18 protein-coding genes and 7 pseudogenes are annotated in these 25,183 nt (G+C 61.1%); 2 read left to right on the forward strand and 23 right to left on the reverse strand.

Annotated features, from left to right (window positions below):
• Window positions 1-55: 55 nt before the first annotated feature.
• From N7E02_RS27035 to N7E02_RS27075, 10 genes are all read right to left on the reverse strand, one after another.
• Window positions 56-694, reverse strand: coding sequence for an SGNH/GDSL hydrolase family protein (locus N7E02_RS27035; protein ID WP_286580888.1), 639 nt, complete (start codon window positions 692-694; stop codon window positions 56-58).
• Window positions 648-1,046 (reverse strand): endonuclease domain-containing protein, encoded by a 399-nt coding sequence (locus tag N7E02_RS27040; protein WP_286580890.1) that lies wholly within the window; start codon window positions 1,044-1,046, stop codon window positions 648-650. The genes N7E02_RS27035 and N7E02_RS27040 overlap by 47 nt, the downstream gene beginning before the upstream one ends.
• Before the next feature lie 151 nt (window positions 1,047-1,197).
• Window positions 1,198-2,586, reverse strand: a complete 1,389-nt coding sequence (locus N7E02_RS27045; protein ID WP_286580892.1) for a pyruvate dehydrogenase complex dihydrolipoamide acetyltransferase — start codon at window positions 2,584-2,586, stop codon at window positions 1,198-1,200.
• An 11-nt stretch (window positions 2,587-2,597) separates the two neighbouring features.
• The gene (locus N7E02_RS30155; RefSeq protein WP_374730669.1) at window positions 2,598-2,855 is read right to left on the reverse strand and encodes a transketolase C-terminal domain-containing protein; all 258 of its coding nucleotides are present in this window, start codon (window positions 2,853-2,855) and stop codon (window positions 2,598-2,600) included.
• 23 nt (window positions 2,856-2,878) lie between these two features.
• Window positions 2,879-4,030, reverse strand: a complete 1,152-nt coding sequence (locus N7E02_RS27050; RefSeq protein WP_374730670.1) for a pyruvate dehydrogenase complex E1 component subunit beta — start codon at window positions 4,028-4,030, stop codon at window positions 2,879-2,881.
• An 18-nt stretch (window positions 4,031-4,048) separates the two neighbouring features.
• Entirely contained in the window at window positions 4,049-5,119 is a 1,071-nt protein-coding gene (gene pdhA / locus N7E02_RS27055; RefSeq protein WP_286580893.1) for a pyruvate dehydrogenase (acetyl-transferring) E1 component subunit alpha, read from the reverse strand.
• A 186-nt stretch (window positions 5,120-5,305) separates the two neighbouring features.
• Window positions 5,306-5,623, reverse strand: coding sequence for an FtsB family cell division protein (locus tag N7E02_RS27060; RefSeq protein WP_286580895.1), 318 nt, complete (start codon window positions 5,621-5,623; stop codon window positions 5,306-5,308).
• Between the two features lie 166 nt (window positions 5,624-5,789).
• Window positions 5,790-7,064, reverse strand: coding sequence for a phosphopyruvate hydratase (gene eno / locus N7E02_RS27065; RefSeq protein WP_286580897.1), 1,275 nt, complete (start codon window positions 7,062-7,064; stop codon window positions 5,790-5,792).
• A 118-nt stretch (window positions 7,065-7,182) separates the two neighbouring features.
• Complete coding sequence (kdsA, locus tag N7E02_RS27070) at window positions 7,183-8,028, reverse strand: 3-deoxy-8-phosphooctulonate synthase (RefSeq protein WP_286580898.1); 846 nt, start codon at window positions 8,026-8,028, stop codon at window positions 7,183-7,185.
• Window positions 8,029-8,031: 3 nt separating this feature from the next.
• Complete coding sequence (locus N7E02_RS27075; protein ID WP_286580899.1) at window positions 8,032-8,904, reverse strand: VOC family protein; 873 nt, start codon at window positions 8,902-8,904, stop codon at window positions 8,032-8,034.
• A gap of 196 nt (window positions 8,905-9,100) precedes the next feature.
• Here N7E02_RS27075 and lexA point away from each other — a divergent pair.
• Window positions 9,101-9,818, forward strand: a pseudogene (gene lexA / locus N7E02_RS27080) (transcriptional repressor LexA).
• Here lexA and N7E02_RS27085 read toward each other — a convergent pair.
• A complete protein-coding gene (locus N7E02_RS27085) occupies window positions 9,799-11,550 on the reverse strand; it encodes a ComEC/Rec2 family competence protein (protein WP_286580900.1) in 1,752 nt (583 codons plus the stop codon). The pseudogene lexA and the gene N7E02_RS27085 sit on opposite strands and share 20 nt — an antisense overlap.
• Before the next feature lie 116 nt (window positions 11,551-11,666).
• A pseudogene (locus N7E02_RS30255) lies at window positions 11,667-12,008 on the reverse strand (ComEC/Rec2 family competence protein); the annotation flags it as partial.
• Window positions 12,009-12,647: 639 nt separating this feature from the next.
• Between N7E02_RS30255 and gltA the strand changes: the two are divergent.
• Window positions 12,648-13,938 (forward strand): annotated as a pseudogene (gltA, locus tag N7E02_RS27090) (citrate synthase).
• 29 nt (window positions 13,939-13,967) lie between these two features.
• Here the strand turns inward: gltA and lpxB are convergent.
• The 11 genes and pseudogenes from lpxB to pyrH form a co-directional block, all read right to left on the reverse strand.
• Window positions 13,968-15,145 (reverse strand): annotated as a pseudogene (gene lpxB / locus N7E02_RS27095) (lipid-A-disaccharide synthase).
• Window positions 15,142-16,038 carry an LpxI family protein gene (locus tag N7E02_RS27100; protein WP_286580901.1) on the reverse strand — a complete coding sequence of 299 codons (897 nt, stop codon included), beginning with the start codon at window positions 16,036-16,038 and terminating at the stop codon, window positions 15,142-15,144. Before N7E02_RS27100 ends, lpxB begins: the two are co-directional and overlap by 4 nt.
• A gap of 5 nt (window positions 16,039-16,043) precedes the next feature.
• A complete protein-coding gene (gene lpxA / locus N7E02_RS27105) occupies window positions 16,044-16,859 on the reverse strand; it encodes an acyl-ACP--UDP-N-acetylglucosamine O-acyltransferase (RefSeq protein ID WP_286580902.1) in 816 nt (271 codons plus the stop codon).
• Window positions 16,856-17,323: a 3-hydroxyacyl-ACP dehydratase FabZ gene (gene fabZ, locus N7E02_RS27110; protein ID WP_286580903.1), complete on the reverse strand. Its 468-nt coding sequence runs from the start codon at window positions 17,321-17,323 to the stop codon at window positions 16,856-16,858. The genes lpxA and fabZ overlap by 4 nt, the downstream gene beginning before the upstream one ends.
• A pseudogene (gene lpxD, locus N7E02_RS27115) lies at window positions 17,316-18,382 on the reverse strand (UDP-3-O-(3-hydroxymyristoyl)glucosamine N-acyltransferase). Before lpxD ends, fabZ begins: the two are co-directional and overlap by 8 nt.
• Before the next feature lie 49 nt (window positions 18,383-18,431).
• A pseudogene (gene bamA / locus N7E02_RS27120) lies at window positions 18,432-20,806 on the reverse strand (outer membrane protein assembly factor BamA).
• Between the two features lie 196 nt (window positions 20,807-21,002).
• Window positions 21,003-22,123: pseudogene (gene rseP, locus N7E02_RS27125) on the reverse strand (RIP metalloprotease RseP).
• Window positions 22,124-22,163: 40 nt separating this feature from the next.
• The gene (locus tag N7E02_RS27130; protein WP_286580904.1) at window positions 22,164-22,997 is read right to left on the reverse strand and encodes a phosphatidate cytidylyltransferase; all 834 of its coding nucleotides are present in this window, start codon (window positions 22,995-22,997) and stop codon (window positions 22,164-22,166) included.
• Window positions 22,997-23,740, reverse strand: coding sequence for an isoprenyl transferase (locus N7E02_RS27135; RefSeq protein ID WP_286580905.1), 744 nt, complete (start codon window positions 23,738-23,740; stop codon window positions 22,997-22,999). The genes N7E02_RS27130 and N7E02_RS27135 overlap by 1 nt, the downstream gene beginning before the upstream one ends.
• A gap of 48 nt (window positions 23,741-23,788) precedes the next feature.
• Complete coding sequence (frr, locus tag N7E02_RS27140; RefSeq protein WP_093001210.1) at window positions 23,789-24,343, reverse strand: ribosome recycling factor; 555 nt, start codon at window positions 24,341-24,343, stop codon at window positions 23,789-23,791.
• A 59-nt stretch (window positions 24,344-24,402) separates the two neighbouring features.
• On the reverse strand, window positions 24,403-25,125 hold the full coding sequence (pyrH, locus tag N7E02_RS27145; RefSeq protein ID WP_286580909.1) for a UMP kinase: 723 nt from the start codon (window positions 25,123-25,125) through the stop codon (window positions 24,403-24,405).
• Window positions 25,126-25,183: the final 58 nt, after the last annotated feature.

The following is a 25,183-nucleotide window of genomic DNA, read 5'->3' on the forward strand; positions in this document are numbered from 1 at the left end:
TGTATTTCCATTGGGCGGCCAGCAATCCGCGGCCTGCCATGTGAATTCTTCTTCGTTACAAACCGAGCATCATACGGACGATCGGTTCGAGACCGCGTCCGATGGCGCGGGTATTTTCGGCATCGAGATGGACACCATCGACCGGACTGGTCTTCGCCACCGAACCGGCATCGAAGAAGCCGCAGCCGAGATCGTCGGCGAGATCGCGATAGAGCGAGGCGAGCATGGTCGATTCCTCCCGCGTGCCGCGATAGACGGCGGAGAAGATCGGATCGGCCGTTTCGCTGAACGACGGCGGCGACACGATCAGGACATCCGGCGCATCGAAGTCGAAGGAATAGTCGTGATGGCGGATCAGCCCGACCAGCCGCTGGACGCCAGCGCGCGCCGCATGGGCCGAGCCCGCGATCATCGGCTTCAGGTCGTTAGTGCCGAGCATGACGATGACCAGATCGAGCGGCATATGGGTGTGAAGTACCGTCGGCAGGTTCTTCACGCCGTTTCGATCGCAGTCAGCCAGATGATCGTCATAGCCGGTGGTGCGACCGTTCAGCCCTTCGGCGATGATCGTGACCTGCTCGCCAAGGGCCGCCTCAAGCACGCTCGGCCAGCGGTCTTCATAGGCATGACGCCCACGCCCTTGCGCGTCAAAACCCCAGGTCAGGCTGTCGCCGAAGCAGAGAACGGTTTTCATGGGCACAGGTCCTGTTCCCCTCCCCTTGTGGGGAGGGGCTAGGGGTGGGGGTGGCAAATGCCAATTCAATTCGCCTCAATACCGACGGCATGTCCAACATCACTTCCCGGTTCGAGAAACGCATCACGCGAAAATCCTGGTCCTTCAGATAGGCATCCCGCTCATTGTCGCGAATACGCTGATCCCGATCCTCGTGAATTTTCCCGTCCACCTCGATGATCAGGCGTCGATCGAGACAGACGAAGTCTGCAACGTAAGGACCGATGGCCATCTGGCGGCGAAAATGCGTACCGGAAATCTCGGATAATTCCTTGCGAAGCGCCGTCCAGAGACGGCGTTCCGCATCGGTCATCGTTCTGCGCAGTCGTGGGGCGTTCCGGGCGGCGGAAGCGCTGGGCGGATTTGGCTTCTCTCGATTCCATGCCATCCAACGCACCTCCGGTCGATCCACCCCACCCGTCCGCTACGCGGACACCCTCCCCGCAAGGGGAGGGAGACACGGACTACACCAGCATCGACATCGGGTTTTCGATGTAGCGCTTGAAGGCGGAAGCGAGTTCCGCGCCGAGCGCGCCGTCGATGACGCGGTGGTCGAAGGCGAAGGTGGCGGTCATGACCGTGCCGACTTCGATCTGGCCCTTGCGAACTACCGGCTTCTCGACGCCGGCGCCGATCGAGACGATCGAGGCCTGCGGCAGGTTGACGATCGAGGTGAAGGACGAGACGCCGAACATGCCGAGGTTGGAGACCGAAGTGGTGCCGCCCTGGTATTCTTCCGGCTTCAGCTTCTTGTCGCGGGCCCGCTTGGCGAGATCCTTGACCTCGTTGGAGATGACCGAAAGCGACTTCTCCTCGGCCTTGCGGACGATCGGCGTGATCAGGCCATCCGGGATCGACACGGCGACGCCGACATCGGCGTGCTTGTGCAGAACACGGGCGGTCGAGGTCCAGGAGGCATTCGCCATCGGGACATCGCGAAGGGCCAGCGCCATCGCCTTGATGATGAAGTCGTTGACTGAGAGCTTGAAGGCGGGAACCTCGCCCTTCTCCGTCTTCTTTACCGGTGCCGAGGCATTGATCTCGCCGCGCAGCTTCAGCATGGCGTCGAGTTCGCAATCCATCGAGACGGTGTAGGCCGGAACGGTCTGGCTCGACTCGGTGAGGCGCGAGGCGATCGTCTTGCGCATGCCGTCATGCGGCAGCAGCTCGTAGGAGCCTTCCGCGAACAGCTTGAGCACGTTGTCGTCCGACGGACCCTTTGCCATGGCAGGAGCAGCAGCACCGCCAGCAGTTGCGGCAGCGGCCGGAGCAGCCTTGGCGCCACCGGAGGACACGGCCTTCTCGATATCAGCCTTCACGACGCGGCCATGCGGGCCGGTGCCGGTGACGGCGGAGAGATCGAGACCGGCTTCCTTGGCCAGGCGTCGGGCGAGCGGCGAGGAAAACACGCGCTTGCCGTCGGCAACCGGTGCCGGGGTCGATGCGGCCGGAGCAGCATCGATGACCGGCTTGTCCGCCTTCGGCGCTTCAGAGGCGGTTTCAGCCTTGGTGGCCTCTGCCTTCGGAGCGTCGGTCTTCTCTTCGGTCTTGGCAGCTTCTGCCTTCGGCGCAGAACCACCGCCGGAGGATGCAGCCGCCGAAACGTCCTCGCCTTCCTCGGCGAGGATGGCGATCAGGGCGTTGACCTTGACGCCGTCGGTGCCGGCCGGCACGACGAGCTTGGCGACAACGCCTTCATCGACGGCTTCGACTTCCATCGTCGCCTTGTCGGTTTCGATCTCGGCGATCACGTCGCCGGACTTGACCGTGTCGCCTTCCTTGACCAGCCACTTGGCGAGGTTGCCCTCTTCCATGGTCGGTGAAAGGGCAGGCATGGTGATGTTGATAGGCATCGGGACCTCCCTTACTTGTAGCAGACGGTCTTCACCGCCTGGACGACTTCACCGACATTCGGCAGCGCCAGCTTCTCGAGGTTCGCCGCGTAAGGCATCGGAACGTCCTTGCCGGCGATCGTCAGCACCGGCGCATCGAGATAATCGAAGGCCTGCTGCATGACGCGGGTGGCGATTTCAGTGCCGACCGAGTTCTGCGGATAGCCTTCCTCGACGGTGACCAGACGGCCGGTCTTCTTCACCGATTCGATGACGGTCGGCAGGTCCATCGGGCGGATGGTGCGAAGGTCGATCAGCTCGACATCGATGCCTTCCTTGAAAGCTCCTCGACAGCCTTGACCGCATACGTCATGCCGATGCCGAAGGAAACGACGGTGGCGTCGGTGCCCTTCTTGTGGATGCGCGCCTTGCCGATCGGCAGGACGAAGTCATCCAGCTTCGGAACGTCGAAGTGCTGGCCGTAGAGGATTTCGTTTTCGAGGAAGACGACCGGGTTCGGATCGCGGATCGCAGCCTTGAGCAGGCCCTTGGCGTCGGCTGCCGTATAAGGCATGACGACCTTGAGGCCGGGGATCTGGCTGTACCAGGCAGCGTAATCCTGGCTGTGCTGCGCGCCGACGCGGGCCGCAGCGCCGTTCGGGCCGCGGAACACGATCGGAGCGCCCATCTGGCCACCCGACATGTAGAGCGTCTTGGCGGCAGAGTTGATGATCTGGTCGATCGCCTGCATGGCGAAGTTGAAGGTCATGAACTCGACGATCGGCTTGAGGCCGGCCATCGCAGCACCGACGCCGACGCCGGCAAAGCCGTGTTCGGTGATCGGAGTGTCGATGACGCGGCGGGCGCCGAATTCCTGCAGCAACCCTTGCGTGATCTTGTAGGCGCCCTGGTATTCGGCGACTTCCTCACCCATGACGAACACGTCGCCATCGCGGCGCATTTCTTCGGCCATGGCGTCGCGCAGTGCTTCACGCACAGTGGTCGAGACCATTTCGGTGCCGGCCGGAATATCCGGGTCGTTGGCGACGTCGATCTTCGGCTGGGCCGGAACCTTGTCGGAAGCAGACGATGCTTCGTCCTTTGCTTCGCGGGCCTTGCCGCCGGCAGCATCCGAAGTCGCGGCCGGAGTATCGGCATCCGCCTTGGCAGGTTCTGCCGGCTTCTCGGCCGACTGGTCGGCCGAAATCGCATCGGCGCTTTCGCCTTCGGCGAGCAGGACCGCGATCTTGGTGTTGACCTTGACGTTTTCGGTGCCGGCTTCGACCAGCAGCTTGCCGATCACGCCTTCATCGACGGCTTCCACTTCCATGGTCGCCTTGTCGGTTTCGATTTCGGCGATCACGTCGCCGGAGGTGACCTTGTCACCCTCTTTCTTCAGCCACTTGGAAAGCGTGCCTTCCTCCATCGTAGGAGAAAGCGCGGGCATCAGGATATCGATTGGCATAGGGTTCCCTCCCCGCGATCAGAGCAGAATGTCGGTGTAGAGCTCGGATGCATCCGGCTCGGGATCGTTCTGGGCAAAATCGGCAGAATCCGATACGACGTCGCGGATGTCCTTGTCGATTGCCTTCAGCTCGTCTTCGGTGGCCCAGCCGCCGTCGAGGATGCGCATGCGCACCTGTTCGATCGGGTCCTGCTCGGAGCGCATCTTCTGCACTTCTTCCTTGGTCCGGTACTTGGCCGGATCGGACATGGAGTGACCACGGTAACGGTAGGTCAGCATTTCGAGAATGATCGGACCCTTGCCAGCGCGGCAATGGGCGAGTGCTTCCTCGCCGGCAGCGCGGACAGCGCGGACGTCCATGCCGTCGACCTGGATGCCGGGAATGCCGAAGCCGGAACCACGCAGCGAATAGTTCGACTGCGCCGTTGCGCGGGCGGTCGAGGTGCCCATGGCGTAACGGTTGTTCTCGACGATATAGACGATCGGCAGCTTCCACAGGGCCGCCATGTTGAAGCTCTCGTAGACCTGGCCCTGGTTGGCGGCGCCGTCACCGAAATAGGAGACCGAGACGCTGTCATTGCCGCGATAGGAATTGGCGAAGGCCAGACCGGTGCCGAGCGACACCTGCGCGCCGACGATGCCGTGGCCGCCGTAGAAATGCTTTTCCTTGGAGAACATGTGCATCGAGCCGCCCTTCCCCTTGGAATAGCCGCCCTTGCGCCCCGTAAGCTCGGCCATGACGCCGCGCGCACTCATGCCGGCAGCGAGCATGTGACCGTGGTCACGATAGGCCGTGATGACCTGGTCGCCTTCCTTCTGCGCCATCTGCATGCCGACGACGACAGCTTCCTGGCCGATGTAAAGGTGACAGAAGCCGCCGATGAAGCCCATGCCGTAAAGCTGGCCGGCCTTTTCCTCGAAACGGCGGATGAGCAGCATTTCGCGATAGGCGTGCAGCTCGTCCTTCTTGTCGAAGCCCGGCGTATTCTTGCCGGTAAATTCCTTCGAGGCGGTCTTGGAAGCTGGTTTCGTTGCAGACTTTGCCGCTGGCTTGCGGCCGGACGTAGACGCGGATTTTGCTTGCGCCATCGATCCCTCCCTATGTGCTGCTCTTATGAATTAGAGGGCGGCCATGTCAAAATGACGCACCCTGGTTTCGCCGCGTAACATAGGGAAGAAAGCACGACCCAGCAATGCCATAATTGCATGGCTCACATTCTTTTCAAGTCATTGAAATAACTTGAGAAATATCAAGTTAACCGGAATTCGGTTAATTCAGAAATAGTTGTTGAAGATGACGATCTCGTCCGATCGCGAAACATTAAGCTGATACCGCGCGATTTCGTCCAGCATGTCCTTGTCGAGCGAACCATCGCTCATCAGATGCACCTGCCGCTCGAGCGCTTCGCGCTTGGCAGTCAGCGCCGCAAGCTCGGCACTACGCGCCAGCCGCTGCTTCTCGAAATTCTCGGTGGCGATCAAGCCGAGATCGCCATGGATCGAATGATAGCCGAAATAGGAGAGAAAAGCGACGGTAATGGCAGGCAGTACGAAGCGACCGAACTTTCTCTTCTTATGATGTTTTGTCCACATGCCTATTCGACGCCCTGAGCTTACGCGGCAGGATCAGCTTCATGGATCCTGATGACAGGGATCCAAAATCGCAGAACTTGCTTAAGCATTCGTTTCTTCTGTGCGACGCAAAAAGGCCCGCGCTGGCGGCGCGGGCCTTTTCCGGCTTCAAAATGAAGCGAAGCGATCAGGCTTTGAGGATCGCGCGGCCGGCGTAAGCAGCCTGCGGGCCGAGCATCTCCTCGATACGGATGAGCTGGTTGTACTTGGCCATGCGGTCGGAGCGCGACAGCGAACCGGTCTTGATCTGTCCGCAATTGGTCGCAACCGCAAGATCGGCAATGGTCAGATCTTCGGTTTCGCCCGAACGGTGCGACATGACGGCGGTATAGGCAGCCTTGTGGGCGGTCTCGACGGCGTCGAGCGTTTCCGTCAGCGAACCGATCTGGTTGACCTTGACGAGGATGGAGTTGGCGACGCCCATCTTGATGCCGTCGCGCAGGCGGGCCGAGTTGGTGACGAAGAGGTCGTCGCCCACGAGCTGAACCGACTTGCCGATCTTGTCGGTCAGCGACTTCCAGCCGTCCCAGTCGTCTTCCGCCATGCCGTCCTCGATCGAGATGATCGGGTACTTGGCTGCGAGTTCTGCGAGATAGGCGGCCATGGCCTCCGGCTCGAGCGTACGGCCCTCGCCTTCCATCACATACTTGCCGTCCTTGAAGAATTCGGTCGAGGCGCAATCGAGGCCGAGGAAGACGTCTTCGCCAGGCTTATAGCCGGCCTTTTCGATCGACTTCATGATGAAGTCGAGGGCTTCCGGCGCGCTCTTCAGGTTCGGTGCGAAACCGCCTTCGTCGCCGACATTGGTGTTGTGACCGCCGGCATGCAGTTCCTTCTTCAGCGTGTGGAAGATTTCAGAACCGATGCGGACCGCGTCGCGCAGCGTTTCTGCACCGACCGGCATGACCATGAATTCCTGGAAGTCGATCGGATTGTCGGCATGGGCGCCGCCATTGATGATGTTCATCATCGGAACCGGCAGAACATGGGCGCCGGCGCCGCCGACGTAACGGTAAAGCGGCAGACCGGCCGATTCGGCAGCAGCCTTGGCGACGGCGAGCGAGACGCCGAGGATGGCGTTCGCGCCGAGACGCGACTTGTTCGGCGTGCCGTCGAGCGCGATCATCGTCTTGTCGATATGGATCTGGCTTTCGGCATCGAAACCGCCGATCGCATCGAAGATCTCGGTATTGACGGCTTCAACGGCCTTTTCGACGCCCTTGCCGAGATAACGCTTGCCGCCATCGCGCAGTTCGACCGCTTCGTGCGCACCGGTAGAGGCGCCCGACGGAACGGCAGCGCGGCCCATGGAACCGTCTTCGAGATAGACGTCGACTTCGACGGTCGGGTTGCCGCGGCTGTCGAGGATTTCGCGGGCGATGATGTCGGTAATGGCGGTCAAAGGTCTCTCCTCAGTTTGACGTGCGGGCATCGGCCCGCACAGGCATTCACCGACAATGTGTCTTAGTCGATGACAGGCAAATTACAATGCGGCTCGATCGGGCCGAATTTTGACGGCGTCAGCCCTTTGCGACGGCATCAAGCGCCAGCAGCTTTTCAAGAAGTGCCGGCATGTCCTTCAGATGCACCATGTTCGGGCCGTCGGACGGAGCGTTGTCCGGGTCCTCATGGGTCTCGATGAAAAGGCCGGCAACCCCGACGGCGACAGCTGCGCGTGCCAGAACAGGAACCATGGTCCGGTCACCACCGGAAGAACCGCCCTGCCCGCCCGGCTGCTGTACCGAATGGGTGGCGTCGAAAATGACAGGCGACCCCATTGCCGCCATGACCGGCAGCGAGCGCATGTCGGAGACGAGCGTATTGTAGCCGAAGGATGCGCCGCGCTCGCAGAGCATGACATTCGGATTGCCGCTTTCAAGGAACTTCGCTTGGACGTTCTTCATGTCCCAGGGCGCCAGGAACTGGCCCTTCTTGACGTTGATCGCCCGGCCGGTCTTGGCGGCGGCGACGAGAAGGTCCGTCTGGCGCGACAGGAAGGCCGGGATCTGCAGCACGTCGACGGTCTTGGCGACCACAGCGCACTGCTCTTCCGTGTGAATGTCGGTCAGGACCGGAAAGCCGAATTCCTTCTTGAGGTCTGCGAAGACCTCCATGGCGGTCTCGAGGCCTATGCCGCGCTTGCCCGAGATCGAGGTGCGGTTGGCCTTGTCAAAGGACGACTTGTAGACGAGACCGATGCCGAGCTTGCCGCAGAGTTCAACCAGGTTGCCCGCCATCATGAAGGCATGGTCGCGGCTTTCCATCTGGCAGGGGCCGGCGATCAGCGACAGCTTGCCGGCGTTGGAAAACGTGACCTTCGCGGCGCCTTCACCGACGATGACCTCAGAATTGGGGGAGACTGCCATTTGCTATTCCTCGAAGCCGAACAGGACGCCCTGCCCGGGAGCCGGCGACACAAGTACGCGGCCATCCCGGCGGATGAATGCGACGTCATTAGCAGCAAGGATGATCTCTGTCACGGCCAGATCAGCCGTGCGGAATATGACGACCTGCCCCGAAAGACCGGTCGCACCACCTCGCACCGGAGCGCCGAAATCATGCGCCAGCTGCTCGGGATCCAGCACACGGATACGGCTGTTCTCGACGGCGAAAATCAGCCCTGCCTCAGCCTCTTCTCCCTGGACCTGCAACACATGCTCAAGCAGCGGTGCGGACTGGAGCGGATCTTCCGCCGAGAGCACGATTTCCTTGACGCCGATGACCGCATTCGCATGTGAGCGGAGCGTTCCCATATCCTGGGGAAAGGAAACGAGCCGCTGGACGGCAAAGGCGAAGAAATCAGGCGAAGCTTCGGCGGCCGCGAAGGCGAGCTGGAACCGCGCCTCCATCGTATCACCACCCGGAGACACCATAGTACGCCCGAACTGAAGCTGCTGGCCGCCGGAAACGCCGGCTGATACAAAGCGCGTATGATCGGCTTCGGCGTCATCACTGGCGACCACGAGTGCCGAAAAACCTTCCCGCCCCTTACGCCCGCGATAAATCAGATCGCGGTCTGTGAAGACATTGCCGCGTTTCGCAGCCATCCCCGCCTTGCGCCGGTCGGCCAGCGCCAGAGGCTCGAGATAGGTCCCATCCTCGAAGAAAACGCAGGCATTGGCCGTGCCGAAGGGATGATACCCATCCGCCGCCACCGTGAACCCCAGGTCTGACAGCCGGCTACGCGTCCGTGCCAGATCCGAGACCGGCAAGACAAGATGATCGATTTTCCGAATACTCACAAATGCCCCCGCACTTCCAATCGCTTAAGTACATTGGGCGAACTGCCGATTAGCGCAAGTAGATTTCTGCTGACAAATTGCGCCCGCTATCTGAGAAACTGATAGCGCCTTCACTAAAATTTAGGGACTTGCGGAACACATATGGAACATATAGTGTCCGTTCTGCATTTGTTTCCGATACGAAGGTGCCTTGGCGATGCTGACCCGAAAGCAACAGGAACTGCTTCTGTTCATTCACGAACGAATGAAGGAGTCCGGCGTGCCGCCTTCCTTCGATGAAATGAAGGATGCGCTGGACCTCGCTTCCAAGTCGGGCATCCATCGCCTGATCACCGCCCTCGAGGAACGCGGCTTCATTCGCCGACTTCCGAACCGGGCCCGCGCGCTTGAGGTGATCAAGCTGCCGGAAGCCTATACCCCGAGCCTTCAGCCTCGTCGCGGTTTTTCGCCGAGCGTCATTGAAGGCAGCCTCGGCAAAAAGCCTGCGCCGGCCGCACCCGCCAAGCCCGCCATGGATGAGACGATCAATGCGGCAAGCGTGCCGGTCATGGGCCGTATCGCTGCCGGCGTGCCGATCTCGGCAATTCAGAATAATACGCACGACATTTCCGTACCGCTGGAAATGCTGGGCTCTGGCGAGCATTACGCTCTGGAGGTCAGGGGCGATCTCGATGATCGAAGCCGGCATTCTCGACGGCGACACCGTCATCATCCGCAACGGCAACACCGCAAATCCAGGCGATATCGTCGTCGCCCTGGTGGATGAGGAGGAAGCGACATTGAAGCGCTTTCGCCGCAAGGGCGCTTCGATCGCACTCGAGGCAGCCAACCCGGCTTACGAAACCCGCATTTTCCCGCCGGATCGTGTCAAGGTCCAGGGCAAACTGGTCGGCCTTATCCGCCGTTATCACTAAGATAGGCGTCGGCGTCCGGGGTTCGCTCCTCGGGCACGTTCTCATGGCTTTGCCGTGCGGGATCGGCTTGCGGCGGCGGATCGGCTTGCGATGATTTGCTCTCAGCGATGCGGGCAAGCCAGGGCGGCAGGTTTTGGTCATAGACGTCGCGCCGCCAGTCATATTGGCGATGAACACTCCAGGGGCGGGACACCCCCGTCATTGCGGTGGTGATCCGCCAATCCGCATTCGCTTTTGATCCGGCGAAATCGATCTCCATGGCGCCTGTCTTTCTCAGGGTGGCACCGTTGAGCAATGGCGTGCCCGATCGGCAGGCATCGAATCTTGCGCGGGGAGCGATGACGAGATCGGCGACATCACAGGCGGCGCCGGTATAGCGTCCATCCTCGACCACAACGACAATGACACCGACTGGCGACATGGCGCTGCACCAGGCGCGTTCTCGACAGGCGAACTTCCCTTTCCAGGCGTCCCTCATACCAAGCCGAGCGTCGGCAATGGCCTCATTCGTCAACCGTTCTTCGCGCACCGGCGGCTTGGGCGCAACAGCACCACTCTTCTGAATGATAGGCGCCAACGTGATCGTAAGCTGCCTCGCTCTTTTCCATTGATCATGGATGAAGGCGGGAGGCCGAATACGGTTGATCGCGATGCCTTCATCGGTCCTGATACTGACAAGCGTACCATCCTCGGCGATCATCAGGTCGGATGCCGGCGGATCATGCGTCCAGAACAGGATCGCCGCGGCGGCAAGAAATGGCAGACCCGCAAGCCTCAGCCGCGTGCGCAGCAGCGTCAGCAGCAGGAACCCCGTCACGCCGAGCGGCAGGAACCAGGGATGAGGCTGGCCGATGACGATATCGCCACCCCAGCTCGCCACATGCCGAGCGATGGCGATCACCCACTCCAGGCTCTGCGCCATGATGCTTATGAATAGCGCGTCAAGACCAAAGGGCATCAGCAGCATGGCCATCAGCCCAGCGGGCATGACGAGGAAGCTGATGATCGGCATCGCGGCCAGATTGGCGGCCAGCCCATAAGTGGCGATCCGATGGAAATGCTCGACGGAGAACATCGCCGTGGCGAGACTGCCGATCAGCGAGGTGAGGATGATGCCGGCGATGAAATTCCATGAACCGACAATCGTCGTCACCGCCGGGTGACGGAAAGGCAGAGGTTCATATGGCCGCTCCTGCGCCCGCCTTGCCCAGGCGGCATAGCCCGCCACGAGCGCGGCCGTCGCGGCAAAAGACATCTGGAAGCTGGGCCCCATAATTTCGGACGGCGTCCAGACGATGATGATGAGCGCCGAGAGCGCCACATTGCGCAGGCTGATCGACGGCCGGTCGACCAGAACGGCGATCAGGATCACCGCCATCATGATATAGGCGCGCTGCGCCGACACGCCGAAGCCGGAGATGAGGTAGTAGCCGGTGACCATGGCAAGCGCGCCGGCGGCTGCGATCTTCTTGACCGGGATCGCCTGAGCGGTGCCGGGCGAGAGCGCCAGCAATGTGCGCAGGCCGACGAAGAAGATGCCGGCGGCAAGCGCCATATTGAGCCCGGAGATCGCCACGATATGAGCAAGTCCCGACACGCGAAGCGCTTCCACCGTCTCGTTTGAGATCGCCCGGCGCTCGTCGGTGATGATGGCGGCGGCAAATGCGCCGGCATCCCCGGCGCGATGGATCTGATCCGGTCGCCGATCTGTCGCCTCAGTGCAAAGAGCCATCGCTCCACCGCCTCCGTCGGTCCGGCCCTCATCTCGGTCGCTGTGACGGATTTCGGCGCACCGTAGAAATGACCGACAGCACCGATGCCGTCGAAATAAGCAGAAAAGGCAAAGTCGTTCAGCCCCGGCAAGGCCGGTCCCGACGGCGGTGAGAGCCGCGCCCGGCCGGTAATGGCGGCACCATTTTCGAACGGCACATGTCGCCCGCGCGCGACGAGGCTCACGCGAAGCGGTGGTCGGCGAAGGCCGGGCTCGCTCGTCGCGGTGATGCTGACGAGATAGCGCATCCCCGCCCCCACCATTTCGCCGCGCTCCACCACGCCGGAAATCGTCGTCGTCACCGGGGAATCGAGAATGACCGTTGCCCGCCGCCATGTTTCGACGCTGGCAAGGATCATGCCCGCGAGCAGAAGGCTGAGCCCTAGGAGGATCACGCGGGTAATACTGCCTTTTGCCATGAAAGCAGAGACAACCGCGATCAGAAGCGCTGCCACGCAGGGCCATGGATTTATGTCCTGAGGCGCCAGAAACCAGATCGTGCTGCCGAGGCCGATCGCAACGGGAACGAAGAGAAAACCGTGCCCGTAGGCGTGCTCAACGACGACCGCCGCAGAGAGTGAGGGCCCAGTCGCGCGCACCGCCTGGCGAGATGCCTGGCGGCTGTCGCCATGCCTCGCCTTGGGCGCTCGTCGCGACTAAGAGCAAGGTCGCCCGAGCCGATCACCGGCGACCTGGAATCGAGACGCAGGTTGGCGAAAGCCACGCGCTCTGCGCGTGCGCCCAAGTCGTCGACGCCTTCCCGTGTCAGATCTTTTGGCATGATGAAAGCCAGCCCGCCCGATCGCCCCGCTACAACCTGAGCGTTCTTTTAGAAGGCGTCAACGGCAGGCATATCAGCCCATGCCGTAAGGCCCTGATCGCGATTGCAACATCAAGTTGGCAACGCGTAAAAATCCGTCTGCCCAATATTTTTCGCGCTGCACAAATTGCCGTCAGGAAAGCTTGGCTTTGCGTTTCGGATCATATAGCTAAGCTGGGACGCTTAACTCTTATGGCGCTTTCTGGGCGCTATGCAGGCAACTGGTTGGAGGATCAGAATGACGGAAAAAAGCGCAACTATCACGCTCGGTGACAAGAATGTCGACATGTCGGTTCGATCCGGCACGATCGGCCCTGACGTCATCGATATCGGCGCTCTCTACAAGCAGACCGGCGCGTTCACCTACGACCCAGGCTTCACCTCGACAGCCTCCTGCGAGATCCAAGATCACCTATATCGACGGTGACGAAGGCGTGCTCCTGCATCGCGGCTATCCTATCGAGCAGCTCGCAGAGCACGGCGACTTCCTGGAAACCTGCTACCTGCTTCTCTACGGGGAACTGCCGACGGCAGCGCAGAAGAAGGACTTCGACTACCGCGTGACCCATCACACGATGGTGCACGAGCAGATGAGCCGCTTCTTCACCGGCTTCCGCCGTGACGCCCATCCGATGGCCGTCATGGTCGGCACCGTCGGCGCTCTCTCGGCCTTCTATCACGACTCGACCGACATTACCGATCCGCACCAGCGCATGGTCGCTTCGCTCCGCATGATCGCCAAGATGCCGACGATCGCCGCCATGGCCTACAAATACCATATCGGCCAGCCCTTCGTGTACCCGCAGAACGATCTCGACTACGCGTCGAACTTCCTGCGCATGTGTTTCGCCGTACCGTGCGAAGAGTACAAGGTGAACCCGGTTCTGGCCCGCGCCATGGACCGCATCTTCATCCTGCACGCCGACCACGAGCAGAACGCATCGACCTCGACCGTTCGTCTTGCCGGTTCCTCCGGCGCCAACCCGTTTGCCTGCATCGCGGCCGGCATTGCCTGCCTCTGGGGCCCGGCTCACGGCGGCGCCAACGAAGCAGCGCTCAACATGCTTCAGGAAATCGGTACGGTCGACAAGATCCCGGAATACATCGCCCGCGCCAAGGACAAGAACGATCCGTTCCGCCTGATGGGCTTCGGTCACCGCGTCTACAAGAACTACGATCCCCGCGCCAAGATCATGCAGAAGACCACCCATGAGGTCCTGGCTGAACTTGGCAACAAGGACGATCCGCTTCTGCAGGTCGCCATGGAACTCGAGCGGATCGCGCTGACCGACGAGTATTTCATCGAGAAGAAGCTTTACCCGAATATCGACTTCTATTCGGGTATCACCCTGAAGGCGATGGGCTTCCCGACTACTATGTTCACCGTGCTCTTCGCGCTTGCCCGCACCGTCGGCTGGATCGCCCAGTGGGCCGAAATGATCGAGGATCCGCAGCAGCGTATCGGTCGCCCGCGCCAGCTCTACACGGGCGAAGCAAAGCGCGACTACGTGCCGGTCACCAAGCGCTAAGCCGCAAACCGAACCGACAAAAAACCCGGTCAGAAATGACCGGGTTTTTTCTTGTCCAGAAGATCGAGCACGGCGCCCGCGGCCGCTTCCCGGGCGGAACCGGCACCTGCAATCGCTGCCAGGCGAGATCGAAGCCTTCCAGCATGGCGCGGCGCTGCAGCGTGTCGCCGGAGAGGCGCTCGGCCCAGCGGCAGAGGCTACCCGGACGCACCACCTCGTTGATATATTCCGGCACGACCGCATAGTCGGCGATCAGATTGGGAAGCGCGCCCGTCCAGATCTTGATGCGGCCGGCAAGCAGTTTGATCAGCCAGTCGGTCTTGTAGGCCGAGACGACCGGAACGGTGGCAAGGCCGAGCTCCAGAATGACGGTGCCGGAGGCGGCCATCGCTGCATTGGCTTGCGCGAACGCAGTCCACTTTCCTTCAGCCGTTGATGTGATCTCTATCTGAACCGGCAGCTTGGCCGCCATCTCGCGCACCATTGCTTCGCGCCGCGGCACGGTCGGCAGCAGGAAGCGCGTCTTGCCATTACGGGTAACGAACTCGCGCGCAGCCTCGCCGAAGATCGGCAGCAGGCTCTTGATCTCTGCGGAGCGCGAGCCGGGCAGGAGCAGGATGGTCTTCTCGTCCTCCGCTGACTTCACCGGCCGCTCTGCGCGCAGGCTGCGCACCTTCAGCAACTCGGCATCATTGGTCAGTCGATGCCCGACGAAGATCGTTTCCGGTCCGCCAAGCCGCGCCATGGCTTCCGGCTCGAACGGCAGGACCGCGAGCACCCGATCGACATAGGAGAGCATCGCCTTGGCGCGATATTCCTTCCAGGCCCACACACTCGGGCAGACATAGTTGACGATCGGCAGGTCGGGCAGAGCCGCCCTCACCTTCTTCGCCACGCGATGGGTGAAATCCGGGCTGTCGATGATGATCAACACATCCGGTCGCGCCTCGGCGATCGCCTTGGCGGTCTCGTTGATGCGCTTGATCAGGTTCGGCAGCCGTGCCAGGACCTGGGTGATCCCCATGATCGACAATTCGGAAAAGTCGAACAGCGAGTGAAGTCCCTGGACGGTGAGTGCATCCCCGCCGACGCCGATCAATTCGACCGGTCCATCATGCGCGGCCTTCAATGCTGCGACAAGATCACCGCCGAGGAGATCGCCGGAGACTTCGCCGGCAATGACGGCGACCTTCAAAGGGCGGCTCATGTCAGACCTCCATGGGCAAGTGTCGGCTCGATGCCGCAGACGAAGATACCGGCCGCGTCGGCTGCTGCAATCAACGCTGTTTCATCCAGAACGATGGCACGCCCAGCCTCCACCGCGATGCCGGCCAGGCCTGCTTTCGCGGCACTCGCAACCGTGGATGGACCGATCGTCGGCAGGTCGGCGCGCATATCCTGCTGCGGCTTGCAGAGCTTGACGATCACGCCGCGGCGACGTGCCGAAATCCGGCCCGCCGCGCGCAACTCGGCAACCCGCTCCAGCATGGCATCGGTGCCCTCGACACCTTCCATCGCCACAACGCGGCCGCCGACGGAGACGGCGCCCTGGCCGATATCCAGTTGGCCGAGAGAAAGCGCTGCCTCGGTGCCACGGGCAATATCGCGCAGGTCGTCCTCGTTCGGCGAGATCTGGCCGAGCGGGCCGAGTTTCGCAAGCAGGCCCGGCGCAATCTCATGGGCACCGACAACCTCGCAGCCCATCGCCTCGATCAGCTTGATGACCATCTGCAGCACGGCATCGTCACCGCGCGACAACAGCGTCCGCACGACGGACGGCATTTTCAGGATTGTCTTGATTGTCGGGCGAATGTCGCGCCATTCGGGACGGCGCGCAACACCGCCGGACATGACGACGCGGCCGATACCGTTTTCACGAAAAGCCTTCTCGATTTCCGCGAGATTGCCGACACTGACCGACAGGGTTTCGAACCCGTCAAAACGGTGATCTGCTTCATCCTTCAGCGAGATGATGAAGGGATCCTCGCCGACGGCCCTCGCCGCCTGCGCCAGATGTAGCGGCAGCAGGCCGCGCCCGGCGATAATCGCCAGACGGCCGCCTTGACGACCGTGGCGCGCCTTCTCCGACGCGTCGGCCATTGACCTCATCCCTTCCTGCGGAAAGGCGAGGAGATGGCGCGATCGCTATCAGCCGCGACGAAATCAATAACTTCCAGCGCCTCGGGGCAATCGAGATAATTTTCGCGGATCGCCGCAGCGTTTGCGCGGACATTGCCTTCGCCTTCGAAAATATCCTTGAAGGCGCGGCGCACACGATGGACCGTCTGCTTGTCCATGCCCGCACGGGTCATACCGACGACGTTGAGGCCGCCGAGAATACCCGGATTGCCGTTCAGCATCCCATAGGGAATGACATCGTAATTTACCGCAGAAAGCCCGCCGATGAAGGCCTGGCGACCGATGCGCGTGAATTGATGCACAGCGCAGCCGCCGCCGAGAATGGCGCGGTCTCCAACATGCACATGGCCGGCCAACATCACGTTGTTCGACATGATGATGCCGCTGCCGAGCTGGCAGTCATGCGCGATGTGGCTATTGGCCAGGAACAGGCAGTTGTCACCGACAACGGTCTTGCCGCCGCCGCCGACAGTGCCAGTATTCATCGTCACGCCTTCACGCATGGTGCAATTTTCGCCGACAGTTAGCGACGATTCCTCACCTGCTTCATGAAGGCTCTGCGAGACACCGCCGATGACTGCCATCGGGAAGATGCGGCAACCCTTGCCGATCTCCGTCTTGCCGCTGACGACGGCATGGGACACCAGTTCCACATCATCCTTAAGGACGACGCGTGGCCCGACATGGCTGAACGGCCCGACGACCACATTTTCACCGATCACGGCGCCGTCTTCGACGACCGCGAGCGGATGAATGCGCGCGCTGGCAGCAATATTACTCATTCGCCATCCTTACGGACGATCATCGCGCCGATATCGGCTTCCGCGACGAGCGAGCCGTCGACCTTTGCATCGCAGTGGAACTTCCAGATATTGCCGCGCTGCTTCTGCTTCACAACGTGATATTCCACGCGATCACCCGGCACGACCGGCTTGCGGAAGCGGGCGTTGTCGATCGTCATGAAATACACGAGGTTGCCGCTCTCACCTTCCTTGCGAGCGCAGATCGCGCCTGCCGTCTGAGCCATGCCCTCTACGAGAAGGACGCCAGGCATGATCGGGCGTTCAGGAAAATGACCAGTGAAGTGCGGTTCGTTCGCCGTAACATTCTTGATGCCGATGGCCGAGTTGTCACCGTCGATATCGATGATCTTGTCCACGAGCAGGAATGGGTAGCGATGGGGCAGCAGCTTCATGATTTCCTGAATATCGGCCGCGCCGAGTTCCGGCTTGGTCTCATCAGTCATTGGTCTTTTCTCCTTTGCGTTTTGCCCTATCGTCCGACTGAGCCATTTTCTCGGCCATTTCGCGAAGGAAATCCCTCATCGGGCGCGCCGGTATGCCACCGTAGATAAGACCGGCAGGTATGTCGGCGACGACGCCGCTCATAGCTGCGATCTGAACCCGGTCGCCGATCGTAATGTGACCATTTATGCCCGAAGCGCCGCCAATCAATACGCCATTGCCGATCTTCGTGGATCCGGCGATGCCGGCGCCCGATGCAATACCGCAATGCCGACCGATATGCACGTTATGCGCGATCTGCACCTGGTTGTCGATCTTCGTGCCCTCCCCGATGACCGTGTCATCCATGGCGCCGCGGTCGATCGTCGTATTGGCGCCGATCTCCACATTGTCCTGGATGATCACCCGGCCGATCTGCACGATCTTCAGCATGCCCCGCGGGCCCGGAGCGAAACCGAAACCATCCTGTCCGATGCGGGCGCCATTGTGAATGATGACGCCGTTGCCGATCAGAGCCGAGATAACACTCGCACCGCCCGCAATGCTGCAGTCACGGCCGATCTGGACGTCCGGTCCGATCATGACGCCCGGCCCGATGCGCGTACCGCTGCCGATATGCACCCGTGCACCGATAACGGCCATGGGTTCGACAGTCACACCCTCTTCGAGATGCGCAGTCGGATCCACGTAAGCGGCGGGGGAAATACGGTCATCGGCAGACGTGGTCAACACCGGGCGCATCGCCTGCTGGTGAAGCAGAGCACCTGCCATGGCAAAGGCTGCATGAGCGGCCTTGGTTGTCAGAACAGGGATGTGCGAAGGCACGATGCTTGCAAGGCCGGGATCGCAGATGATCGCTGAAGCCTGACAGGTCTCAAGCTCATGACGGTTCTTGCGCGAGAGCAGATAGCAGACCTGCCCCTCCTGTGCCCGGTAGACCGGCGCGACGGAACGGATCACACGGTCGCCCGCGCCATCATCCAAAGCTCAACCCCAAGATGGGCCGCCAGCGCGCGCAGGCTCACACCATCGTGGGGCGGAAAGAATTCGTTGTGGTCCATAAAGCCAGGGCTCCCGAGATGTTTCGGCCGCTTTCGCGGCCGGCAACAATCAGAACTGGTTCGCCATGCTGAAGCGGAATTCCTGGGTTTCGTCGAAGTCTTCCTTCACGACAGGAACCGCGTAGTCGAAGCGCAGGTTGCCGAACGGCGAAGCCCACATGATGCCGGCGCCGACGGACGCGCGCCAGGACATGCCAGTGCCCTCGACCTCGGAGCCGAGCTTGTCGACATCGCTACCATAGAGCGTGCCGGCATCGGCGAAGGCTGCGAGACGCAGGCCGATATCTTCCGGAACGGCCGGCATCGGCATCGACATTTCAGCAGACGCATTGAAGTAGGTCGTGCCACCGATCGCATCGCTGTGCTCGACCGTGCGCGGGCCGATACCGTCGTTCTTAAAGCCACGGATCTGGCGGCCGCCGATCGTGAACTGATCGAAGACGTTCAGGTTGTCACCCGTGCCCATGACGTGACCCGCACCGACGGCCAACGAACCGACGAGATCGGCTTCGGTCGACAGAAGGTGGAAGTAACGGGCGCGACCGGAAAGCTTGTAGAACTCCGAATCACCACCAAGACCGGCGAATTCATGCGTAAAGCTCGCATAGATGCCTTCGCGCGGCAGCGTCTGGCTGTCCAGCGTGTTGTAGGTCAGGGTCTGCGAAATGGATGACGACGAATATTTACCGTGGTCGATGAGGTTGCCGAAGATCGTCGATACGCGGTCGTCGCTGTTGCCGGAAATCTGATCCCACGTGTTGTCGTCGCCGAATGCGCCGTCCTCTTCGTACTTGACCTCCTTATAGGTGTAGCGGAACGTCGTCGCCAGATCTTCAGTGATCGGCGCGGTGACGCGCAGCGTAACCCCTGCTCGGAGTAGTCGTAGTAGTCGTTCGACGACGTCTCGTTGCGGAAGATGTCGAAGCCGGCCGCCAGGCGGTAGCCGAGGAAGTAAGGCTCGGTGAAGGACAGCGAGTAGGTACGCGCGTCATCGAGACCACCACCGACGGCGACGCGGACATACTGACCACGGCCGAGGAAGTTCTTTTCTTCGATCGACGCTTCGAGAACGAAGCCGTCGCCACCTGCCGAGTAGCCGGCGCCGATACCGAACGAACCGGTCGACTGATCTTCTACGTCGACGATAACGACGACGCGGTCCGGAGCACTGCCCTGCGCGGTCGAGATGTTGACGGATGTGAAGTAGCCGAGCGCTTCAAGACGACGCTTGGCGCGCGAAATCATTTCCTGGTTGAAGGCATCGCCTTCGGAGAAATCGAACTCGCGACGAATGACGTAGTCACGCGTGCGGGTGTTGCCGCGAACCTCGATACGCTCGACATAGGCGCGCTCGCCTTGGTCGACCATGTAGGAGACGCCGATCGTGTTGGTCTGCAGGTTGCGGTCACCGCGCGGGGTGACGCGGGCAAACGGATAACCCTGCGAAGCAACCTTGCGGGAAATCGCTTCCATCGACTTCTGGATTTCGCGGGCATCGTAGGTAGCGCCCGGCTTGGTTTCCACCAGACCCTGCAGCGATTCGCCGCTTACGCCTTCGACGCTCGATTCGACACCGACGTCACCGAAGGTGTAACGCGCGCCTTCCTCGACGGTGAAGGTGATGTTGTACTGGTTCGACGCAGGATCAAGCGTCGCGTCGGAAGAAATGATACGGAAATCAGGATAGCCGTGATTGTAATAGAACTGGCGCAGCGCCTCTTCGTCGGCGCGCAGCTTGTCCTGGCTGTAAACGTCCTTACGGGTCAAGAAGGACAGCGGGCCCGTTTCCTTCGTGACGATGACAGCCTTCAGACGACCATTGCCGTAAGCCTGGTTGCCCACGAAGTTGATGTCAGCGATCTTCGTACGATCACCTTCGTTGATGACGAAAGCGATATTGACGCGACCCTCACCGACATTGACGGTCTGGGTCGTGATTTCAACGTCGCTGCGGCCGATCGCGGCATAGGCGTCGCGGATGCGCTGAATGTCGGCATCAACCATGGCCTGGCTGTACGGGCCAAGCGGCTGGGTCTGAACGACGCCCGAAAGCTTGTCGTCCTTGATCTTGCGGTTGCCGTTGAACACGACCTGGTTAACCAGCTGGTTTTCGCTGACGGACACGACGAGCGTGCTGCCGGAAACACTGATCTTCACGTCGGAGAAATAACCGGTCGAGTAGAGCCGCTTGACCGACTCATCGATATCCGAGGCCGAGAAAGAGACGCCGGGGCGAATCGTGAGGTTGGAACGGACGGCTTCTTCACCCGCCCTCTGCGCACCACGGACCTGCACGCTGCGGATGACAGCAGCTTCAGCAGCTGGGGCAGTGGCAAGAACCATTACACCTGCGCCGGACGCGACAACACTAGCAGACAGCGCAAACGCCGACACTGCGTTCAAAAACTTTGAACCAGCCTTCATTTTCAATTCTTACCTTTTCCCGTTGTCCCTCGACGGTGTAACCCGACTCCGGCCACGTGTGTCGTTTTACCTTCTTTTGCCCTACAAGCAAGCTATCGTGTTAATTTCTATTTACTTCCTTTTGATGCGTGGCCATATCGCCACGCAACACATGCAAACATGGTGAATAATCCGTTATTTCAACGCTCTGATCAGGTTAACCGATCAGATTTGTTATGTCGTTGAATGTCGCGAAGACCATCAGGCTGAGCACCATCGCCAGTCCGATTCTGAACGCGATCTCCTGGGCTCCGGCGCCGAGTGGCCTCCCCTCACCGCTTCTATTGCGTAGAAAACCAGATGCCCGCCGTCAAGCACCGGAACCGGCATCAGATTGAGAAGTCCGATCGAGACCGAAAGCACGGCCGCCAACTGGATGACGGCGGCAAAGCCCAGCGTCGCCATCTGGCCGGATGCCTGCGCGACGCGCACTGGTCCGCCAAGCTGATCAGCCTTCATGCGGCCAGTCACAAGGTTGCCGATATAGCGGAAGGTGCCGGTGATGATGTTGCCGGTCTCCTTGAAGCCCTCGCCGACCGCTTCAAGCGGGGTGAAGTTCTGCACCCGGAAATTGCCGCGTTCCTCGTTTGTGACGATGCCGATCAGGCCGAGCTCGACCTTGTTGCCGAACTGATCCGTGATTTCGGTCCGCTTCGGCACCATGGGCAGGTCCATGTCCTGACCGTTGCGTTCCACCGTGACGACGATCGAGGTCTCGGGGCGGACGCTGACATAACGACGCACATCGTCGAACGTGTTGACGTCATAGCCATCGAGCGCCTTCAGACGGTCACCGGGCTGCACGCCGGCTTCCGCGGCGGCGCTGTCAGGCCGCACTTCGGCCACGACCGGATCGGCGACCATCTTGCCGTAGACGGAGAAGAGCACCGCGAAAATCGCGATCGCCAGGATGAAATTCGCGATCGGACCTGCGGCGACGGTCGCCGCTCTTTTCCACAGCTTTGCGCCCGCAAGCGTCTGCGCCCGGTCCGCCTCGCTCATATGCGCGACGCTCGACGCATCAGGCAGGCTCGAAGCATCCTCGTCTCCGAAGAATTTCACGTAGCCGCCGAGCGGAATGGCCGAAAGCTTCCAGCGCGTCCCGTGGCTGTCGGTAAAGCCGATCAGTTCGGGCCCGAAGCCCACCGAGAAAGCCGTGACGCGGATCCCACTCCATCTGCCGACCAGATAATGGCCCATCTCATGCACAAACACGAGAAGCGAGAGAACGAGGATGAACGGGACGATGTAACCCGTAATGAAGCTCAAGACTGCCATTGTGATACCGCTCAATATTCCATCGGCTTTGGAGTTCGCCTCAGAGACCGAAGAGAAAGGCTGCAACCGAGCTGCTAACATGGCCCTTAAGCGACGCATCCACAAGCGTCAGCAGGAATGCCAGGAAGCAGGCGAACACCAATCCATCCACACGATCCATCACACCCCCGTGTCCGGGGATGAGATGGCTGGAATCCTTGACCGCGAAGCGCCGCTTGATGAAGGATTCGAACAGGTCGCCGATCTGGCTGGCGACAGAAAGCAGGAATGCCAGCGCCATCGTCCAGAGCGACAGGCGCGAGAATACGCCGAGCGTCAGCACGGCACTCGCGATAACACCCGCCACCGCTCCACCAATCGCGCCCGACCAGGTCTTGCCGGGGGAGATGCGCGGAGCAAGCTTCGGCCCACCGATCGCACGGCCGACGAAATAGGCGAGGATGTCTGTTCCCCAGACCACGGCAAAGATGAACAGCGTCGCGACAAATCCCGCCTGGTTGTCGCCCCGGATAGCGGCAAGAGAAATGCCGCTCAGGCCGGCATAAACGACGCCGCCGGGCAGCCACCAGGAGCCGCGACCGAGAAGAACCAGCAGAACCGTCGTGATGACACCGCCACACAGCAGCGGCACGGAAAGATCACCCTCGCCCACCACGATGTTCAACGCGATGAGCGCGATGATCAGCCAGCCGAAGGCATTCGTCTTGAAGTTGACGTCCGCCAGCCCGGTTATGGTCGACCATTCATAGTAGATCAGAAGAGCAATCGCGCCGGCGACCGCATGAAACGCCGTTCCACCGACCAGCGTCGCGGCAAGCACGACGGCAGCGAGCACGATCGCCGATATGATGCGAAGCTTGAGCTCGCGCCCCATCAGCCGACGACAGCGGCCGGCTCTGCCGACAGCCCTCCGAAACGCCTGTCACGCGCAGCGTAGATCTTCAGCGCCTCGAGGAATAGATTGCGATCAAAGTCAGGCCAGAAGTCGGGAAGGAAGACGAACTCGGCGTATGCCGCCTGCCAGAGCAGGAAGTTCGACAGTCTTTCCTCCCCGCTGGTTCGGATGATGAGATCCGGATCGGGTATGCCAGCCGTATCGAGATGATCGGAGATCATGTCACTGTCGACAGCGCCGGGCTTGATCAGCCCGGCAGCAACCTTGGCCGCGATCTTGTTCATTGCCCGCGCGATTTCGTCACGCGAGCCGTAGTTGAAGGCGATGATGACGGTCAGGCCGGTATTGTCCTGCGTCGTTTCTTCAGCTTCGAGAAGCAGCGGCAGGATGTCGCCGCGCAGCCGTTCGCGCTCGCCGATCACCTTGATGCGCACGTTTTCGCGGTGCAGTTCGGCGAGGTCGCGGCGGATGAAGCGCTTCAGAAGCCCGAGAAGATCGTTGACCTCGGTCTGCGGGCGGTTCCAGTTCTCGGACGAGAAGGCAAACAGCGTCAGATATTTGACGCCGATCTCAGCGGCGGCCCTGACGGTCTCCTTGACCGCCTCGACGCCCTTGCTGTGGCCCATGGTTCGCGCCAGTCCGCGCTTGTTTGCCCAGCGGCCGTTGCCATCCATGATGATGGCAACATGCTCCGGGATGATCGCTATTTCTGGCGTCAGCATATCTTATGCAATTCCTTCAGCAGCCGAGGGAGGGCGAAGGAGCCCGGCCTAGACCTGCATGATTTCCTTTTCCTTATCCGCAAGCAAGCGGTCGACTTCAGAAATCGTATCGTCAGTCATCTTCTGAACCTTGTCAGACTGCGAACGGCTGTCGTCCTGGCCGATTACGCCGTCCTTTTCGGCTTTTTTCAGGCCTTCCATGCCGTCACGACGAACATGGCGCGCTGCGACCTTGGCTTTTTCGGCGTAGTCATGCGCTACCTTGACGAGCGACTTACGGCGTTCCTCGTTCAGTTCCGGCAGCGGAATGCGCAGGTTCTGGCCATCGACGATCGGGTTGAGGCCGAGATTCGACTCGCGGATGGCGCGCTCGACGGCGCCGACCATCGACTTGTCCCAGATCGAGACACCCAGCATGCGGGGCTCCGGAACCGTGATGTTGGCAACCTGGTTGAGCGGCACGCGCGAGCCGTAGGCTTCGACCGTCACAGGATCGAGGACGTTCGCCGAAGCGCGGCCCGTCCGCAACGAGGCGATGTCGCTCTTGAAGGCGTTGACTGCGCCTTCCATGCGGCGCTTGATATCGTTGAGATCGGTTGTCATCGGTCGGAACTCCCGTGATGTTGTTATTGGCGGCCGGCTCGGAAGAGCCCGGGCCACTGTCAGTTATCGGATACGATGGTCTTCAGTCCGCCGCCGGTCAAGATTTGGGCGAAACCGCCGGCCTCGTGGATCGAGAATACGACGATCGGGATATGGTTCTCGCGGGCGAGTGCCACGGCTGCGACGTCCATGACGGCGAGGCCCTTTTCGAGCACTTCGCTATGCGTCAGGCTGTCGAAGCGGGTGGCATTCGGATCCTTCTTCGGATCGGCCGAATAGATGCCGTCGACCTGCGTGCCCTTGAAGATCGCCTGGGCACCGATTTCGGCGGCGCGCAATGCTGCGGCCGAGTCGGTGGTAAAGAACGGGTTGCCGGTGCCGCCGGCGAAGATTACCACGCGGCCCTGGGACATATGATGGAGTGCCTGGCGCTGCGAGAAGCTTTCACAGATTTCCGGCATGGCGATGGCCGAAAGGACGACGGTGTCGATCTGAAGCTTGCGCAGCGAGGTCGCGAGCGCCAGCGCGTTGATGACGGTCGCCAGCATGCCCATGTGGTCGCCGGTGACACGATCGCCACCCTTCGACGCAACGGCTACGCCGCGAAAAATATTGCCGCCACCGACGACGACGCCGACTTCGACGCCCATCCGGCGGGCTTCGGCAATATCCGAGGCGATACGGTCGGCGACGGCGACATCGATACCGAAGCCCTGGCTGCCCATGAGAGCCTCACCGGAGGCTTTGAGAAGAACACGCTTGTAGATCGGCTGAGGCGACATGACGGCTCCTTGGAAAGCGAAACGGGGTCTGCGGAGAGATCAAACGGGTTGCGGATAC

It is taken from the genome of Terrirhizobium terrae, assembly GCF_030323265.1.
Taxonomy (GTDB): Bacteria; Pseudomonadota; Alphaproteobacteria; order Rhizobiales; family Rhizobiaceae; genus Neorhizobium.

What these genes read in the sequence shown, in the direction of transcription:
- N7E02_RS30155 (WP_374730669.1), bottom strand. Translation starts at nt 2,855, where the DNA reads ATGGACCTGCCGACCGTCATCGAATCGGTGAAGAAGACCGGCCGTCTG.
- lpxA (WP_286580902.1), bottom strand. Translation starts at nt 16,859, where the DNA reads ATGAGTAATATTGCTGCCAGCGCGCGCATTCATCCGCTCGCGGTCGTC.
- N7E02_RS27060 (WP_286580895.1), bottom strand. Translation starts at nt 5,623, where the DNA reads ATGTGGACAAAACATCATAAGAAGAGAAAGTTCGGTCGCTTCGTACTG.
- frr (WP_093001210.1), bottom strand. Translation starts at nt 24,343, where the DNA reads ATGACAACCGATCTCAACGATATCAAGCGCCGCATGGAAGGCGCAGTC.
- N7E02_RS27135 (WP_286580905.1), bottom strand. Translation starts at nt 23,740, where the DNA reads ATGCTGACGCCAGAAATAGCGATCATCCCGGAGCATGTTGCCATCATC.
- pyrH (WP_286580909.1), bottom strand. Translation starts at nt 25,125, where the DNA reads ATGTCGCCTCAGCCGATCTACAAGCGTGTTCTTCTCAAAGCCTCCGGT.
- N7E02_RS27045 (WP_286580892.1), bottom strand. Translation starts at nt 2,586, where the DNA reads ATGCCTATCAACATCACCATGCCTGCCCTTTCACCGACCATGGAAGAG.
- N7E02_RS27130 (WP_286580904.1), bottom strand. Translation starts at nt 22,997, where the DNA reads ATGGGGCGCGAGCTCAAGCTTCGCATCATATCGGCGATCGTGCTCGCT.
- fabZ (WP_286580903.1), bottom strand. Translation starts at nt 17,323, where the DNA reads ATGACTGATGAGACCAAGCCGGAACTCGGCGCGGCCGATATTCAGGAA.
- N7E02_RS27085 (WP_286580900.1), bottom strand. Translation starts at nt 11,550, where the DNA reads ATGGCTCTTTGCACTGAGGCGACAGATCGGCGACCGGATCAGATCCAT.
- N7E02_RS27040 (WP_286580890.1), bottom strand. Translation starts at nt 1,046, where the DNA reads ATGACCGATGCGGAACGCCGTCTCTGGACGGCGCTTCGCAAGGAATTA.
- N7E02_RS27035 (WP_286580888.1), bottom strand. Translation starts at nt 694, where the DNA reads ATGAAAACCGTTCTCTGCTTCGGCGACAGCCTGACCTGGGGTTTTGAC.
- pdhA (WP_286580893.1), bottom strand. Translation starts at nt 5,119, where the DNA reads ATGGCGCAAGCAAAATCCGCGTCTACGTCCGGCCGCAAGCCAGCGGCA.
- N7E02_RS27100 (WP_286580901.1), bottom strand. Translation starts at nt 16,038, where the DNA reads ATGGCCGACGCGTCGGAGAAGGCGCGCCACGGTCGTCAAGGCGGCCGT.
- N7E02_RS27050 (WP_374730670.1), bottom strand. Translation starts at nt 4,030, where the DNA reads ATGCCAATCGATATCCTGATGCCCGCGCTTTCTCCTACGATGGAGGAA.
- kdsA (WP_286580898.1), bottom strand. Translation starts at nt 8,028, where the DNA reads ATGGCAGTCTCCCCCAATTCTGAGGTCATCGTCGGTGAAGGCGCCGCG.